The organism is Sphingobacterium sp. JB170 (genome assembly GCF_900163865.1).
In the GTDB taxonomy this organism is placed as follows: domain Bacteria; phylum Bacteroidota; class Bacteroidia; order Sphingobacteriales; family Sphingobacteriaceae; genus Sphingobacterium.
Genome location: NZ_FUKU01000019.1, coordinates 1 through 17,735, shown reverse-complemented (window position 1 = coordinate 17,735; position 17,735 = coordinate 1). Strand labels below are relative to the sequence as shown.

The 17,735-nt window shown below is 39.3% G+C and carries 8 protein-coding genes and 1 pseudogene; 2 read left to right on the top strand and 7 right to left on the bottom strand.

Translation table 11 applies throughout. From position 1 onward, the window contains the following. Positions 1-137: 137 nt before the first annotated feature. Positions 138-470, top strand: a complete 333-nt coding sequence (locus tag FM107_RS05155; protein WP_086947457.1) for a hypothetical protein — start codon at positions 138-140, stop codon at positions 468-470. An 874-nt stretch (positions 471-1,344) separates the two neighbouring features. On the opposite strand, the gene FM107_RS05150 is transcribed toward FM107_RS05155, so the two are convergent. The 5 genes from FM107_RS05150 to FM107_RS19475 all read right to left on the bottom strand — a co-directional run bounded on the left by FM107_RS05150 (position 1,345) and on the right by FM107_RS19475 (position 14,845). Then, positions 1,345-5,793, bottom strand: coding sequence for a trypsin-like peptidase domain-containing protein (locus FM107_RS05150; RefSeq protein ID WP_086947456.1), 4,449 nt, complete (start codon positions 5,791-5,793; stop codon positions 1,345-1,347). Continuing rightward, the gene (locus FM107_RS05145; protein ID WP_143559435.1) at positions 5,786-6,823 is read right to left on the bottom strand and encodes a hypothetical protein; all 1,038 of its coding nucleotides are present in this window, start codon (positions 6,821-6,823) and stop codon (positions 5,786-5,788) included. The genes FM107_RS05150 and FM107_RS05145 overlap by 8 nt, the downstream gene beginning before the upstream one ends. A gap of 675 nt (positions 6,824-7,498) precedes the next feature. Continuing rightward, a complete protein-coding gene (locus tag FM107_RS05140) occupies positions 7,499-8,245 on the bottom strand; it encodes a hypothetical protein (RefSeq protein ID WP_086947454.1) in 747 nt (248 codons plus the stop codon). Further along, positions 8,202-14,597, bottom strand: coding sequence for an ATP-binding protein (locus tag FM107_RS05135; protein WP_086947453.1), 6,396 nt, complete (start codon positions 14,595-14,597; stop codon positions 8,202-8,204). The genes FM107_RS05140 and FM107_RS05135 overlap by 44 nt, the downstream gene beginning before the upstream one ends. A 104-nt stretch (positions 14,598-14,701) precedes the next feature. Beyond that, entirely contained in the window at positions 14,702-14,845 is a 144-nt protein-coding gene (locus FM107_RS19475; RefSeq protein ID WP_179204408.1) for a hypothetical protein, read from the bottom strand. 287 nt (positions 14,846-15,132) lie between these two features. Here FM107_RS19475 and FM107_RS05130 point away from each other — a divergent pair. Then, positions 15,133-15,255: pseudogene (locus FM107_RS05130) on the top strand (IS3 family transposase); the annotation flags it as partial. A 197-nt stretch (positions 15,256-15,452) separates the two neighbouring features. On the opposite strand, the gene FM107_RS05125 reads toward FM107_RS05130, so the two are convergent. Further along, positions 15,453-16,313: an NAD(P)-dependent oxidoreductase gene (locus tag FM107_RS05125; RefSeq protein WP_086947451.1), complete on the bottom strand. Its 861-nt coding sequence runs from the start codon at positions 16,311-16,313 to the stop codon at positions 15,453-15,455. 85 nt (positions 16,314-16,398) lie between these two features. Next, on the bottom strand, positions 16,399-17,262 hold the full coding sequence (locus tag FM107_RS05120) for an AraC family transcriptional regulator (protein WP_086947450.1): 864 nt from the start codon (positions 17,260-17,262) through the stop codon (positions 16,399-16,401). Between the last annotated feature and the right edge of the window lie 473 nt (positions 17,263-17,735).

Genomic DNA, 17,735 nt, shown 5'->3' with positions numbered 1-17,735 from the left:
CAAAACTATAAACAAATCATCGACAAATCAAATATGTAGTTCATAGGGCGGATACTGATTCACATCGATTTAAAAAATACGAGACTGAAAATCTGAATTTCTATGTGTCACCTTTTTACGACGTTGATGAAAAAGCTATGATTAAAACGAATGAAGCGCTTGAAAGCCTATATATTCAACATAAGAAACCAAAGTTAAAAATGCCAATTGATTATTATATGTGCGCTAATGAGGAAGAACTGAATAATCTTTCTAACATCATAATCTGGAATGGAGGTCTAGGAGCTTATACTAATATCCCAGAGGGGTTTATAGTAGCAATAAATGAGAACCCTGTTTATAAGCTCGAGTTTGTACATGCAGTTTTACGGTCAAGTGCAAATTGTTTTTTTATGCAAGAAGGTATAGCTGTATTATATGACGGAATGTATAAAGGGACGAAAGTTATAAAAAGGGAAAAGAAGAGTTGAAGTCTTGTGATGCAACCGGTAAATGCAATTTTGATAATTTATACTCAAGACAGGTAGAGCAACAGTATAATAGCAATTTGACGTACAGGTTTGCGGCGGCTTTCTGTAAATATTTGATCGATAATTACGGCTTGGATTATTTTTATAAACTGTACTACAAATAAAGAAATTACTACGAGTAACTTTATGGAAAAGATTAGCGAAATAACTGGTAAAAGCCAGATGGAGATTAAAAAGGGGGGTGAGAAATTAATACTTCAAGATTAAGATCAATTCGGGACTGGATATAGTAGTAAGAAAGGTTATATGCAGTAATTTTTATTTTGAAGAGTTTTTTAAGAAAAATCGTATGTGTAAACATAGTAATCGCAGCTAAAACGTATTGAAAAAAATGGTAAGCGATTCGGTGAATCGAATTTAAAAACACCTCCAAATACTATTTAAACGCTGATATTTGAACGACGTTCGAATCCCCGCGGGATCACAAAAAAGTAAAATGGCGCCATTTTTGGTATACTTGTCTTTTATTAATATAGTTTGCAATACAAACCCTTTCTCGCCAATAAAATATACTAGATGAACTATGTCTATACAGATAACTCCGTTTCTTGCTTTTTGATTTTCATAACGATACAGTTCAAATTGTAATGAAAAATTATCCGTTTTTCAAACTTTTCCTCTAGAACTCCGAGGCAGAGCCTCGAGGCAATCTCTTCGAATAATCAATTAGCCAACAAGATATCAAAATGACCATGTGTTTTAGCTACTTGAATTAACTTATTGCATTTCTACATCGCATTTAAATATTACCAAATAATTTTAGATTTTCATTGAAAGCTACTGACATCTAGAGTACACTGTAACCATTTGGCTCTTAGTCAAAGTCTTGCGAAAACCTGGTCGCCACATTAATTTTCCCTCTTTCAAAATAGATAACTGATCTGGAGCACTGCACGAGGTCATATTGAAAGCTATTCGCCTGATCTTTCTGACCGTATACGGTCCAGATTATTGTTTTTCCTTTTTTTTCGAGCATTTCAAGCAAATCCTGCTTCCTTATCCATAAACAAGGATCCGAGTCATAGTTCACTGACTGATCCATTGCAACGACTTCTCCTAGAGCGTTCGAATACATTTCATCAAGTGTGCTTATTTTCAGTTCCAAGAGTTCAAATAAACTCTTTGCGGGCTTTAGTAGTCCAATATTGCGCTCAAGGGATTGATCTGCAGAGGCCTCCCAGTTATAGTGGGTGGCAGTAACGGTTACCTCCTGTACGAAATCATGAGTGGCTTGAAGGACTTCATCCTCAAATACCCTGCTCTCCTCATCGGCTAAATCAGAATCTATATATGCTGGTGAGTAATAATATTCGCGATTAAAAACGGTGTAATTACTCGGAATCTGGTGGATTTGCTCATCCCATGTTCGTTGCCTTAAGAGATACTCCAATAATGCCTGAAAATCTTCTTTTGCACACACAAAACTCATGATCTGGTAATTCAGTCGCTTGGAAACGCTTTGCTTATCCTCTACCTGAAGCCACTCTGTCTTACCGTTCAACATTAGCCATTCGTGGTTTTTTTCGTCTGTTTTGCCTAATATCATTGTCAGGTCCGGCAGATCTTCTTCACTACTGAACCAAGAGGTGTCTTGGTCCATCCAGGCTTTAAATTCTGGTTTTTCGAGCCATTGCGGTAGCGCTCTTCGTTTTCTTTTGAAAGCCAAAACCAAAGTTGGGTCAATATCTCGTACAAAAGGTCTCCAAGGGCCGTGAAAGGTTCCTTGCTCTTTGGTAAAAGAATATCGGTCGTAGAATTTTTCATTGTCCGCTAGCCTCGCCAAAATCTGATAGAAAGCGATCCACTGATATTTTTTTCCAATTCTTTCCACATGGGCGTTTCTTCTGGAACGGCCGCTGCCACGCCTGGAGTCATATTCACCATGGAGTAGTTCACTGTAGCCAAACTCTTCGATGATCATCTTTATGGCGAGGTTGCTCAGGAGATTTTCCTCGACATCTTTCCAGTTCCTTACCGCGGAACCGAACACATAGCGCCCAAAATCTCCATAGCTTGCTGTACCGCGGCCGTATTCTGTGACCATCGATTTCATCAGCATCTTTGAACCCGATGTTTGCTCTTTATTCACTCCATCCATCCGATCCAAGAGAACGTCGATTTCCTCATTATCTGGGAAAAAATCAAAAACTTTGGATTTATATGGTGGCTTGATCTTATCCAAATCAAAATCAAAACGCATACCTATCGCCGCAAGATGTTCTATTGTTGCCCTCGCATAATCCCTAAGTAACAGATCGGGGTAAACCTCAGGTTTTGCAAATATCAACTTGTACACGGTTTCACCTATTTCTTTAAAAGCGACAGAAGATACTGCTCTGACACTGACGCCATAAACGATGGCATATATACGCTGCAGGATGTAGGGATCGTTTATGGCGTCGAAAACATTCATCAGTTTGATTAGAAGGCTGGGGTTATCCTTGAATACCAGTATAAGGGCCTTAGTGACCTGGTCGCGCAGCGAGCGGTTCGAGCTGCAAAGCATCCAGGAAAGGGCCAGCCCATTTAACCAAATTTTCTGCTCCGAAGCTTTGGTATCTGTTGTCGTCTCCAGGGCGCGAAGGATAATCGTTGAGATCAGTCCTTGATCATAGATCCCGTCAAATTCTCCGTTGATAAAAATCGTCCAGCCAGCATCACGCTGCGCCATGGTCTGGGAGAAAAGATACTCATGTAAAAACTCCGCATTAAAGAAACCCTCTTCGTCAGTTCTGTTCAAGAGCTCAAACCATAATGAATCTTGGGTTTGACTATCTGTTTGCATGGTTTTGAAAATGAATTTTTTAGTCGCTCTACTGATGGGAATATTGCCTCTATTCTGGATTAAACTCATGACAAATGAGTTCCCTTGCGCAAGTTCATCCATAGCGGGTGCAACCGTTAAAAATTCCATACCAAATGTGTCCTGAATCTGCACGGTCATGGCCTCTAACAAACCTTTATTTTTCTCTATAGGGACCTTGGATGAGATGAAGAGTTGATAAAAGTTTCCATCTGGTATAAAAGCCTCCTGAATTTGATCAAGACTCATGCCTCTTAATAGCTGGCGGGCCTTCAAATGTTCCCCGAAGCGCTCGTAGGCAAAATCCAGAAGGTAGGTGGCGCCATCAGTAGAGAGGTTGTCTTGAAAAATCTCTTCATCAACAAGACCATTCACAAAGCCTTTTTTGTTCAGAAACATACCTACGGCCGCATCTATCAGGAGGAAGGCATCCTCATAGGGCAATTGCACTTCATTCAATTCCACTAGTTTCTTTACGAAAATATCAACCGCCTTAACAACCAGGTTAATTTTCTCGGACTTGTAATTATAATGGTGTTCTTCGCCAAGTTTTCCATTGACATGAGCCAAGACCCTTTCGATGATCATAAAGATACTCGTTGAAACATCAAGATTTTCAACCAATGCGCCATTGCCAAAAGCGATACAAAAAAGCTTAAGGTACAGCGGATTTGAAAACTCAGCGTTAAAGGGAACTTTATCAATGTCAATTCCGTTGCGGTCGAAAAATACCTTCATGGCCTCAGTCTCTTTTCCCAAAAAACCGTTATGCCTCAGTGTTAAATCCGCAGGCACATCTATGCCTTTGAATAAGCCATCTGCAAAAGAATCCCGGTAGCTCATGATTACTTTGATTCCAGAATAATCCGCTAAAGAACGAAGGAAACTGATCAAGTTGTTGTTCCACAGAACTAAGCCCTTACCTTCATTGAGAGCATCAATAACCAAGAAAGAGGATTTACCACTGGCCACGCTCTTTGCCTGCATCGCAGAAAGAAAGGTTTTCCATGTCGTCTTTATTTCTAATTGTTCCAGAAACTGGCCGGATGGATCGGAATTTCTTCCAAAGCGCTGCCCTAGTGCCATCAGGACCGCATGGCCTGCAAGATGCCACCTGTTGGACATGTGTGCCAAGAGTTGGGACTTGCCGTTTCCGCCTTTCCCAGTTACCATGATCATTTTGGCATTCGGAAATGTAGTTAAGTCCACTAAACTTTTTTTCACATCTTCTAAAACGTTCCCACCCCGCTGAAGCTCAGATTTAAGTAGGTTTACCGAGTTTAGGTTCGGCCCAATGGGAATTTGCAATCTGATTACCAAACGGTCCAGAGCCTCGGGTAGTACCTGATATGTGGTGAGCAACGCATCTAATTCTGTCAAGAACTGTTTCAAATGCTCATTGCTCACACTTTGCCATTCCATTGAATGGTAGTGTGACTTAAAGAAATTGTACTGCTGTAATCCCTGGTTAAAAAATATCTTAAAGGTTACTGGTTTTTTGATTTCTTTCGCATCCTTACTGGAAATCCTGCGGTTCCCAAATTCGGAGATAAATTTTTGGATTTCACTGGTGTAGGCCATATAGAAAGCTTCTAAAGCCAACAGGGCGCTCTTCAAATTTTTATTCACTTCAGCCGTGAAGTGTTCCCCTTTTGCAATGAGCTCAAATTCGCGTTCCAAACTTACTGGGTAATTATTTTCTGCATCAAACCTGACACCAAGCTTGTCGGATGAGCTTTTCAGCATTTTCGACAGCTTTTCTGTCGAGGCTATTTGTTCTACCCAAGGTTCATAAAGCTGAATTTGTTTAGCTAGCAATTCAGTTATAGCAACCGAGTTTGTGGCTTTGAAACGGTTTCCAATCGTTTCAAACTCATGTATGATGCCAAAACAGTAAAGCTGTTCTTCAAGGATCTGAAAAACGGGAGCCCCTGAAAAGCCCTTTACAAGTACATTCTCGGGTTGTGGGCTAAAAAGATCGAAAAACTTATCGGGTACTGCGATTTCAAAGAAACGCCCCTCATCATCTTCATGTGGGCGGTTTCCTGAAAGCGTTTTGGTCTTATCTGCATACTTGGGATAGCCTCTAAAAGTAAGTGGGCCGACGTTATCATCCAATAAAGCCAATCTAATGAAAGGGAGATGCTCCACCGCTCCAGCCAAGCGTTTAATTGCTAGTTTGATGATGGCGATATCTTCTTTATCTGATGAAAGTAGCAGATCATCTCCTGCTTCGCACTTGAGTTCAGCTTTTTCCTCTTCACCGTTGTAGATGTCCAAAATCTTAATGTCGGATATGCTGGCTTCGTTGGAAAATTTTTCACCTAAGATACAGTGCTTGGCGGTAAAAACATAGACATAATCCTCATCCTCTTTTAGCCTTCCGATAATCCCACTTCCCCGTACATTTATACTTTTAATACGTACGGTAAACTGATTTGCGTTTAATTCACTACCCATCGGTTCCCCTTTCGATATAAAGTGTAGCGTTCTCAGCTTCTGGAAACACGCATTCAAAATTATACATGTTTAGTTCCTTTGCATCCACTTCAAACATCTTTCGGAATCTTGCAGTATCATAATTGAAATAAAAATATATCTTTTTCTCTTTATCTGTTCGGGATAAAATCCTGGCAAAGGTCTCTTTATTAGGTAGTCCGTCACAATTATCTCCGCAAGAGGAAATAATGAAACGGTTACAATCGACCACATCTAGGAGTGAATGGTGAAAGTTTTTTCTGCTGCCGTGATGCGAAAGCTTGATGTAATCCACATTGAGCTTTTCTCCACGGGATTTATTCAGCTGCTCTATCGCAGAAACAACCAGACTCGGATGTGCATCTCCCAGAAAAAGCACACTGATTTCAGGATGTTCAAATAAAAAGGCGATACTGGTACGATTGGCCACATCGTTTTCATCTTCTTTGAAATATTTTCTGGAAGCAAGTTCTTCAATTATTATAGCATCATCTGCAGGAAACTCGTCCTCATCGGCGGATTTAGATTTATTTTCGTTTTCCCAGTAGTATTCTTCCAATTGTGCCCAATGGCCTGCTAAAGCTGTATAACCCTCAATATCTGGGGACAAAACAGTGAGCTGCGCATTTCCGATTTTAACCGGTTCGACTTTGCTAGTAAGCTGATCGATTACTTTGGCGCTGAAGTTTTCTTCAGTTAAGAATTCCCTAACCTTGATGGCATTTTTGATACCGGATTTACCGGAGCTGTTATCGGGCAAGTTCAACCGCTCAAAGCAGTTGAACCATAATTCTTCTATCATTTCCGGTTTTTCAATTTGCTTTAACATGCTCAAAAAAACTATTATCCCGTTGATGTGATCTTCATCCATATGGGTGATAACCCAAAGGTTAATTTTTTCTTCTGAGGAAAAATCGGTAAATATATCGGCTTTAATATAAGTCAGAAACGTGGCCTTGTAGCCAGAATCGATAAATATATTTTTAGGGGGTTGGCCGTCTTCCCAAAACATAATCCGTATTGCATCTCCGCAACCTGCTGGATAAAACTTGATTGAAACAGGCATTAGGAAGGTTGAGTGTTTAAATAAATGAGCAGGTTGGCAGAGATTGTTTTCGGCATAATGGAGTCTTAATTTAAAAGCTAAATCTACTGATTTTCGCAGAATAATTCAATAGTTGGAAAATAGAAACCATCTGTTAGATGGTTTCCCAATTTAATTAGGTTGATGTATAATAGTAAGCTTAAAAAGTAGCTGACGAGCGTAGATCGTCATTGGAGCCCGTCTGATGAGTTTATCATAAGTTTGAATATCCAGAATGTTTTTATATTTTCTTTTGACGGTCTCAAAATCTGCCAGTTACGCCGCGCTTAGGCTATGGTCTCTGCCCATGATGACCAGTCCACCCGGAGTTGAGGCTTTTGTAATAAACCTATATATTTCAGTGCTTTATTGTTTTTACATTTTTGACCCATTTATTTGTGAAAATTTATAATTATTGGAGAATGAACCGTTTTGAAACTCCTATAAAAACTTTAATAAGCTAATAATCAGCACGGTGTTCCTTTGTTTATAGTGATTTTTAGTAATTAAATGTTCGAATACCAACGGGGTGTATTGTTGGTCCTCGAATCCCATTATTTACAGAGTGTATATATCGGTACATTTGAAACTGCATCGCATTTATTAATCCAGAAAATCATTGAGTTCAGGATCAATATTGTCGTCTTTGTCATGATCTAACGTCTGTCTTGCAGCGAAGACAGTGGATTTAAGTGCTTCAAACTTTTTCATTTGCTCTTTCAGAATCGCATCAATTTTGTTAAGCACCTCATCAATTTTTTCTGGCTTTTGTTCCTCATCACTAGTACTTGCATCAGCGATCACGATCTTAACCGGGTTTTCGGCTCTATGTAGCACTCTATCTAGATAACCCAGTATTTGTATTTCGTCATCCGAAAGAAGGCTTGGGAATTTTTCCCATTCTTTTTCTCTTAATAAAACCTTCTGTCCAATACTTGCCAAAAAAGTAAGATCAAAAATTCTTTCAGAAGAATCCTTAAGTGTCTTTGCAAAATTACCCCAAGGAGAACCCTCCTCATATCTTTGCATTCTCTCCCAAAACGCCATTTTGGGATCATTTTCCTTCAAGGAGTTAATGACTTCCACTGCAGAACTTAAGCCTGATAACGGACGACTACCCTTCAGAAAACCATTTCGTTTACTCCATATAATCAAAATGACTTCACATGCCTCCTTTTTCAGTTCAGCTTTCCTCTCTGGTTCCGTTTCATTTTCCACAGATACAATCAATTCAGATAGATAATGAGCCATCCATCCCAAGGTTGTATCCCTTCGATCTTCTTCACAAAATTCTCTAATCAGCTTCTTACCAAGTGAGATTATCTCCTGTGATTGTTTCGATTTTACCATTAGATTTAAATAGATAAATTTTACTATAAGGAGGATAGTACGTGTAATCTTCCCGTTTTACTTTGCGACCAATTGTTGCTTTGACAATAAGGTCCATCCCCAGGTGGTTAAGGAAATATTTAAGCTCCTTCCGCTTAGCTAACAACATCACCCCACCAGTAGTGAAGTCACTATAGCTATCCTTATCCTTGAGATTTGACCAGCTGAAAAACTGCGTCAACCAATCTTCGCTTTCACTATTCTTACGAATTGAGAATTTAAAATCCTCAGAAAACTTACAGCCACTCCATTCACAAAACAGACTACCTGGTCGGATTCTAGCCTTTGAAAGATTCTTATATAATGGGTCAAGATCGTCCAGCCCATCAATGTCAGTTTTTTCCTCCAATAACCAACCTGTAAGTTTAAATTGTGGAAAAGAATCCTTGAAAGATCGGTCTTCATAATCATCCTGAGTTTCTTTCTCCAATGGAATATGATTATCGTAAGCGGATTGAGTTTGAAACAATCTCATCAATGCGTTTCCAGTGACGGGACTTACGAGACCTGAACCTAAGCTTAGCTCTTCATAATCCTTACCAATATGGACCGTTGACCCAAGATGAACAACGATGGTTTCCTGATCTTCAAGACCCAGAATTTCATCAAAATCCTTGTGTTGAATATCCCATTCCCAATCTCGCTTGCCCTCTTGGCTATTAACCCAATATTTCTTTAGCAGGGGAGTTGGTTCATTAAAATCCGAAAGCCAAAAATCTTTCCAACACAACCCCCAGTCTCCAAGCCATTCTTCCCACGTTTCTCGCCAGTTATCTCTCTCGACTATGAGCGGATTTGTTTGTAAAAGAATTGTGGCCGCACAGAACATGGCATGATATTCATAATACGATCTTAAATTTTCAATGCTCGGCTCAGAACCATGTCTATTATTGGTATTACCATAATCTGAATCTTGAATGTGATCATCCTTTTGCACATCGCCAATATACCCCCAATGTTCACTTATGAATTTATCAGCAATTTCTGCAACAGCATATGGTCCTACTTTGAATAATCTTCCTAATGGTTCATACCAACCAGGTAAGCTATCCAGTACATCAAATTTAAACCTGAGGTCTGTTTGTTCCTTATCTGACGAGTACTCGGCTCTATCGACGATTACAACATCAAACGGACTGAAAAGTGCCTTTTCAATTTCCTCAATCTCTTCTGTAGAAAAAGCCTCTCGATCATGTTTAATAATTGCCACTGCCGCCGATTGGGCGAAGTACTTAATTTGCGCGTGAGGTAACTCGTTGTTTCGCATTTCAGCGATCAGATATGAAGAAAGGGATAAAATGATTTCGGGAGTTTCCTGACTAATCCGAGCTATGGCAATCCAAAGATATAATTTAGCGGAGATCCAATAAAAAGTATTGGACTGGTCTTGGAATGGATGGCAAGTATGTTCATTCTGTAAATCGAGCAATGCCTTCAACACATTGCTATTTCCTAATTTTGCAAGTCGGCGCAAAATGTGTGCTGTTATCCATCGGATCTTCTTCTTGGGGTGGCCCAGATTATAACGGATGAAGTGAGCAACAACATCTATCGGAGTACCATCGGTTAATATCCCCTTAATATCAGTTGTTGTATAGTCTTCCGGTACACGCTCTATCCATCTGCTCAAAATCCACGAAAGTATTTCAGGACACTTGTCTACAGTTATTAGGGGGTAAACAATTGTTAGCATTTGGTATAAAGCTCTCGATGACAAATCGTCTAATTCTTCCGGAATAATTTTGATTAAAGATAGTGCGAATTCCCCATCATTAATTTCCAAAATCTTTGCTAGTCTTTTTAAGCTTTCGTAGCTAACATAGTTATCATCAAAAAATATCGTAAACCACCTTTGGACAATCTTTTCAAATGCTGAAAGTCTCCATTCCTTTACCTTCTTATTCTTCATCCATGCTGTCAGAAATGTTTCTAATCCACATTCAAAGTCATAATAACTGACACCTTGATCTCCAACACTGATAAGAGCATCCAAATAAACAGAATAGTATTGTTCAGTAGTATTAGTAGCAATGTCCTCAAACAGCTGACTGTAATTGATATAATCGCCACCTATCTCTGTTCTTATGTCTTGTATGATATTATTTAGAATGTCAGCATCTAACGTTTTTTGTTTACTTATAAAGCGTTGGTATGATTCAATTTTCTGCTTTTTAACTCCCTCTATTGAATCATTAGAAGCTGGTATCAAGATAATCCTTTCCAATTCGTCAATGTAACTCTCAAAATCTTTTATAATATTCTTGTCGGTAAATTTCCCGTTCTTGAAAAGATTCAAAAAATCCTTCAGAAAAACAGTGTTTTTTTTGCTGGACCAATGGAATTTAATGTCACGGATAATTTGTCGTAGGGCCTCATTTTTGAGTTTATAATCTTTTTTCTCATCTATCTTGGCGAACAGCAGCTTATAGTAGCTTGACAGTCCATCGTAATAATATCTATTCATTGCCAACATTGCAATCGCAATGTCTACTGAAATAAAATCCTGTTCCAAAGCGGCAGATATTAACTCCATATAATGCCCATCTGTTGCTTGTACATAACGGTGGTCCCATTGACAAATACCCATGAATGCCGATCCGGTGTCCAATCTTGCCAAGGTAGGAATCAACACATGCCAAGGAAAACCATCCCAACTCCGCAATCTTTCTGCACAGTACTCCGCATATCGAAAGAATTTAATGGCTAGTTCAGGATTCTGTAAAGGCGGTATTTGTTCTGCCAAGTCCCTGATACTTCTAATTTGATCGAATGCTTCGAGGTCAATCTCACTGGAAGCTTCGACCATTTTATCAAAAAAATATTTCCCTGTATCCAACGAGCATATACTCCCAGTAACAGCAGCTCTGGTATAATAATCTACTATCTCCCTTCCGGAAAGTTTAGCTCTGTCAATCATACCTTCAATATGTCCCATTATAAATTCTACGGAATCCTTAAAGCGCTTTTTCTGGGATAATTTTTCGCAAACGGAAATCAAAATATCTATATCTTTCAGTCCATTGACGATTTGCTTCTTGATTAGATTAACCAGACCATCACCGCTCTGATGGAAGACGATATCCAGAAGTTTCAAAAGAATAAATTTGTGCAATGCAGTGGCATCGTATTTTTGGTAGTAATTTAACTCCCAGTCATTTGTAAGTATTTTGAGCTGGTTTTCGATGCTTTTTACGTGCGTTATTGACAAATTCTTTTTAAAGAAATAATTCGCCCGGATCTCATAGGCTGGCAACAGATGGGAATAGATACGTTCAAATCGCTTTACCTGGTCTTCTACTTGAGATTTAACTTTATAGTCATCACTTGCATAGCTCTCTTGGAGTTTCTTTGGGTAGAAATCTTTACTTTCAAAAGAACTTCCTTCAAAAAGTTTTAATATAATCCCTTTTCTTAAAAGCATATCCAACTGTATCAATTTGGACGTATCATCTGAGTAAAATCCCGGAGGATGAGTCGGAACTCCAAGCTGGATCAAAGACAAAGCGGGCTTAACATTTTCATAGTTGATACCAGTTTTCAGGCAATACTCACAGAAAGCCATAATAGCACCTAATAATTTATCTCCTTTTTTAGTTCCGGAGCGGGAAAATATTACAATATCCTTTAGCATCTTGTCTATATCTAAAGGAGGCTTCAGTCCGTTAAGGAAATAAATCTGAACAACTAACAATCTCGTATCTATACGCAAATCATTACCATTTTTCTTCAGCCATCGTTCAGCAGATGTGATTCTGTCCGTTTTAATTAGGTTTTTTAACCATAGCTCAGCAACAGAATAAAGGTTTTTTTTCGGTTTCCAACCTTTTATCCAATCTACAGCTCTATCGGCTCCAGACAGATGAAATATAGCTTCAGCTCCATATGCTAAATCTGATGCTTTAAGCCGATAGTCTTCTAGGTCTTCCTTGTTTAGTTTTTTCCTATATTCCACCCATTCCTTGGCTTTTTGCAAGTGCAGTTTGGCCAAATCTCTGGTTTCAGGTTGTCTTGCATAAATAGCAGCATTACGATAATGAACCGGTCCGAACCAACCAGGATTACCAGATTGGAAATAAATTTTCTGAGTAGTCTGTAGATTACCATATTGTGCTGCCAATTCGGGGTGCCCAAACAATATATCCTCCAACACCTTATTGGTTTTTGCTGCCTCCGCTGAAACCACCAATAATTTCGCGAAATTCTGGGGGTTAAAATTCATAGAAGCGTTTCGCATAGCTGTTCTTGCTCGATCAATAAATACCTCTTTGTTTTTTATGGGATCCAAAGGGCAAGAAAGGTGTTTTTTTTCAATGACAATCTCTCGTAAAACATCATACATCTCGGCTTTACTTAAAAAATTTGCAAGATGCGTACTAGCATATTCATCCTCATCGGCACGAAGTAAAAACACACTAGCAATTTTCACATAATCTTCTTTGCCTAACTGATAGGTCTTTCTTAAATAAGTTTCAAAGTCTTCATCTCTGAAAGTGAATTCTTGATGATTTTCTGACACTTCCCTCCAAAGGTCGATCCGGATATCACCAATACTTTCTTCGCTCAAAGTGGTAGTATGTTTTATAAAATCTAGTGGGACTGGTCTTGGTAAAGCAATCAAATTTTTCAGAAATGCTGTTACGTCATTTTTTGATGATTTCCTCTCTGCCTCTTTCACCCTTAAGCGAAAGATTTGCTCCAGCGTCTTTCCTTTTGGCTTCAAAGGAATCATTTTATCTGTAAGGTTTTTACCGGGCAGTTCCAATGCGTAAGCCATCACTCTGGGGATCGCATGTGTTAGTCTTCTAAACTCTTTTATCTGCTCTTCACTAGCATCTTGGAAATAGTCGGCTAGGAAGGTAACGGTTTCATCATAGGAAAATGGCTCAAGGCGAATCTGTTTTGTGACATTGGGCAATTCAAGTGTGGTTACTCGCTCAGTCCTAGCTGACACGATGATTTTGCAGCCTTGAGGAAATTCCATATTCACGAGATCCTTTACGAAGGGTTTGTCTTCAAAAAGATTCGTCGCAGTTATACTATTGTCAGCTGCATCAAGGATAATGGCCAATATAGCTTCGGGATTAAGTACGCGAATGACTTCCAGCGCATCCCGAACACGTTCCTTTAACTGCTTTAGAAAGAACTCATCCGTACCATTGAATGTAAGCAGTAAATTTGAGCCTGCTTTTAAAGATAGCTCATTGCATAATTGGACAATACCAGTTGCATGTTTGTGTCTGCGATCATCGGGATCAAGGTAACTGCCGCCGCCATAACAGTCAAAGATAACTGTAACTGAATGTTCCGGGAGGATATCAGGTATCATGTTAACAAGTGTAGATTTTCCGATCCCTGCTTTACCGTGCAAACAAATTAATTTGTTATCCTCATTTAATAATTCCGCTCTGATAGCCGAAAGTTGTTCCCTTAAGACTACATTTTCAGGCTTTAAGATTTCATTCTTCACTGGAAAAATTGCCGATATATCATGTAATCCAAATGCATACAGTACATCGGGCAAAGTGATTGTATTTATTGCCCTTTGCTCTGGCATCATTTTACCCCAAATCAGTTTATGCAGGTAGGTGTACTCAAATGAGGTACGGAAGGATGTAAAGGACGAAATCGCAGCGATAATCTTTTGTTCGAGTTCAAAACGTGAACCTACATCGCAATCTGAAAAATCCAGCACATTGATGAAATCAACGAATTTGCTACTGGTGAGGTTTGATGCGTTTAATAACCTAGTCAGTTCTTTTTGCTGTTTCGAGTCTAGAATAGTATATAGATCCGGAAGATCGACGATTTTTGGATATTGAAGAATTGAGTAATCTTTTACAGCCCCTATCAGCGTAGTCAATTTTTTAGCTGCGGGTCTGTTGCTGACCAATTTAATCTTCAGTTTGCTTAGAACAACCCCTCGATCAACTTGGTCAGAAAGTTTAAGATAAAAAGAGGCTAGTCGTTCAATAATAGAACCCTCTGGCCCTCCTTTACTACTTGTACAGATCCTTGCCGGCGTCCAATCCTTCTCTGGGCTTCGAGTACTGTATTTTAATTGCGACACAACAACTTCCTCAGAATCAGCAAAGCATCTTCCTCCATAGTATTCGGTGAGATCAACACCCAAACTCATTCCGCCAGACGTATCCAAATATGATGTATCCTGATTGGAAAGATTTTCTACGGCAACCGACTTCAAGCCTTTCGGATCAAAATTGATTAGTTTAAGACTTTTTTGAACAGCCCATAATATATGGAAATCATCACCCGCACTGGATTCCGCAGCATCTGGAGTAGTATTTTGAAGCATTCGTAGTAAGAATTAGATTCTGTGTTTCAAAATACTAAAAGAAAATGGAATACGATGACTATTAATTTGAAATACTTTGTCTCTTTTATTATGGGTTTTCCAAGTTATCCGAAATTAACTTTGTTCCAAAACAGAATTGATATGTATCTCTTAAGAAATGGCAGTACAAGAATAATCGGTAAAGCATCATCTTTATCACTTTCCTGATTTCTTTTGAGGCGGACGTTGGTCTTTGATAGCTTCTTCATTTTTTAGAGTATCTATTTTACTTTGAATTATATTGTCTTTAAGCTGATTCAATCCCCTCAAATCTTCCAATAAAGAGTTCGAGTTCTGTACCAATAGGTTCACGGTAAGGTGCACTTTTCTTGTTTAAAATGCCTTTTAATCAATATTCTATACAAAAGAGAAGGTCAAAATAAATCAAGTTAAATCAAAAAAATGGTGACACACTCCATTTCTACATTTGATCACTGAAGTTTTTAAGACTTGTGAGGTTGATTTTTAGTGATCAATTTCTAACAGGGAAGCACCGGAATTATTGATCCCTATCAGAGAATATATCGAATATTATAACAACAACAGGATAAAACTCAATTTAAACGGAATGAGTCCGATGGAATATCGAGCTTATTATAATAACAAATCTAATAGCTAAATTTGTCTAAACTTTTGGGGGCACTCTAACTGCAATGCCCCTTCTTATTATCATCTTCGTATGGCCTAACGTCACCACAAAAACCATTGCCATGCCGTCACTTTCCAATACTTATTTCTGATCTCTGAAAATGTACAACCGTCAGGACAGGTTGCAGTTATATCAGTTCTGGTCGCCAGCCTTCACAATAAGGCCCATTATAATATATCCAGATCACGTGCCACATAGTAGCTGGGGACCAACGGGCGGAAGCCCGTCCACTTCCTTAGTTTGGAAATGTCGAGGATGCCTTCAAAGGGGTCAGTAAACGGTATTTCTTCAGCATCAAAAGCTTCAGCTGCCTGTCCGACAGAATCGGCCATTTCATAAAGAGTTATAGGAGCGTCATCGGCAACATTGAATATTTGCCCATCCAGTCCATCGGTATTTAGTAACAGCAACGTTGCTTGTGCAACATCAAGATGGTGTACCATATGCATCCTTGATCCCGAATGGCGTTTTAATTTTTTCAATAAATGAATGATCTCCGCAATATGAGGATCTTTATCTCCATATACGAAAGCCAGGCGCAATATGCGTACATCAAAACCTTTGTCTTGCTGCAACGCCAATAATTGCTGCTCTGCGGCAATCTTGCTGGATGAATAAGCTCTTGGATCATTTACATCTACATTTTCATCTTCCCTTGCAGGGCGACGATATCCTGAACCATAAACGTTGCTGGTACTGGTAAAGATGAATCGTTTCACACCTGCCGCCAGTGCCGCCTCTGCCAATGCGGTGGTACCCTCACGGTTTGTTTTAACGATGCCTTCATTATCCGTAAAAGTTCGGAAAAGGGCCGCAAGATGTATCACTGCGTCCATGCCTGTTACAGCGTTTGGTAAAGTGGCTGGATTATATAGATCGCCTTTAATTACTTTCGCACCAAGATCGACCAATTCCGATGCTTTTATTGCATCTCTTACCAGGATTGAAACGTTGTATCCCTTAGCCAAAAGGCGTGGAACAAGTCTACTGCCCACTTTGCCTGTTGCACCTGTCACTAAAATCTTCATATGTTTTACTTATTAGTTTTACAATACAAAGTTGCAACCAAAATGTGGGGGAGACGATTCACAATCAAACCATTACTTATGATTTTCAAACTTTCCGGAAAGAGTTTGGTGTAGCGCCCGTAATCCTTTTAAAATAGTTATTGAAATAGGCTGGGTATTCAAAACCCAGGGCGTATGCAATGTCGGCCACGCTCCAGTCAGTATGCTGTAAAAGGGCTTTCGCTTCAGTAATGATCCGTGCTGCGATGTGCACGGAAGTTGGTTTACCTGTTACCTGTTTTACGGCGCGGTTCAGATAGTTCACATGAACGGAAAGGTCCGCTGCAAAATCTTGAGCAGTCCTCAACTTAAGTGGCTCACTGCTACGTTCAATGGGGAATTGCCTTTCAAGCTGGTCAACAAATAAATGGTAAATCCTAGTGGACGCATTTCTTACCGGTTGGGTATTTTGTGATGGTTGTATTCTTAATGCTTCATGGATAATAAGTTCAATACAATTTCTAATGAGATCCGCCTTGTAAGGGTATTCACCTGTATATATTGACACCATTTTTTTGTAGATGCCCGTCATAAACAACACTTGTTCCTCGTTGAGCATGACTACCGGATTATCTCCGACGCTAAAAAGAGGGGAGTCCTGCAATGCTCTACTATTGATAAAATGCTCTGTAAAAATGCACGCATAGCCACTTGTTCTGTTGACGTGGCGAATAATAGAATGTGTCACTTTTGGGTTGACAAAAAATAGCACAGTTCCTTTTATTTCGAGCAACCGTCCTCCATAGTCAATTGTCATATCGCCCTCAACCAGTCCCATTTTATAAAAATCCCTTCTGCCTGCTCTTACAGGCACATCTGCCGTAGCTGATAGCTCGTGCACTTTAAAACCTGTCAGACGTAAGTCCTCCATATTTAAGTCCGGAATATAAGGTGATTCTTGAAGTGCCATACATCAAAGTTAACAAAATCAATCCTCAGGCTAACAGCTTAAATAGAACAACACGCTAAATCGGGTTATATCCAAGTAAAGGCAAATAAAAAAGGGTCTTTCTTTATTGAATTCATTAATCTTGTGTTTACTAGGTCTATTGGCTGGCGCTTTGATCATGTATGATAGATGATCTCCGAAAAACTGGTTCTAGTGTATCGCTGCTAATGACTTCAAATCTTCTATTAAATGGTTCGAAATCTGTACCAGCGGAATCAGCTTATGTTCGGAATTCAATAGCCCCGAGTTTATGATTTTATTTGCAGTTATCCGCGGCATTGGGGAACAATGCAGGGACAGATCGTAGTGATCGATGAGAAGCCGGGTCTGATGCGCAAAGTTGGCCGGAAACCTTCATTACGAGAACGGCTGTCAACGGCAATTGACCATTCTCATAATGACGGAGCCTGTAAAAATAACTTATCCCGTACTGG

Coding starts and splice junctions, on each gene's coding strand:
- FM107_RS05155 (WP_086947457.1), top strand. CDS start 138: ATGATTAAAACGAATGAAGCGCTTGAAAGCCTATATATTCAACATAAG.
- FM107_RS05150 (WP_086947456.1), bottom strand. CDS start 5,793: ATGGGTAGTGAATTAAACGCAAATCAGTTTACCGTACGTATTAAAAGT.
- FM107_RS05145 (WP_143559435.1), bottom strand. CDS start 6,823: ATGTTTTGGGAAGACGGCCAACCCCCTAAAAATATATTTATCGATTCT.
- FM107_RS05140 (WP_086947454.1), bottom strand. CDS start 8,245: ATGGTAAAATCGAAACAATCACAGGAGATAATCTCACTTGGTAAGAAG.
- FM107_RS05135 (WP_086947453.1), bottom strand. CDS start 14,597: ATGCTTCAAAATACTACTCCAGATGCTGCGGAATCCAGTGCGGGTGAT.
- FM107_RS19475 (WP_179204408.1), bottom strand. CDS start 14,845: ATGAAGAAGCTATCAAAGACCAACGTCCGCCTCAAAAGAAATCAGGAA.
- FM107_RS05125 (WP_086947451.1), bottom strand. CDS start 16,313: ATGAAGATTTTAGTGACAGGTGCAACAGGCAAAGTGGGCAGTAGACTT.
- FM107_RS05120 (WP_086947450.1), bottom strand. CDS start 17,262: ATGGCACTTCAAGAATCACCTTATATTCCGGACTTAAATATGGAGGAC.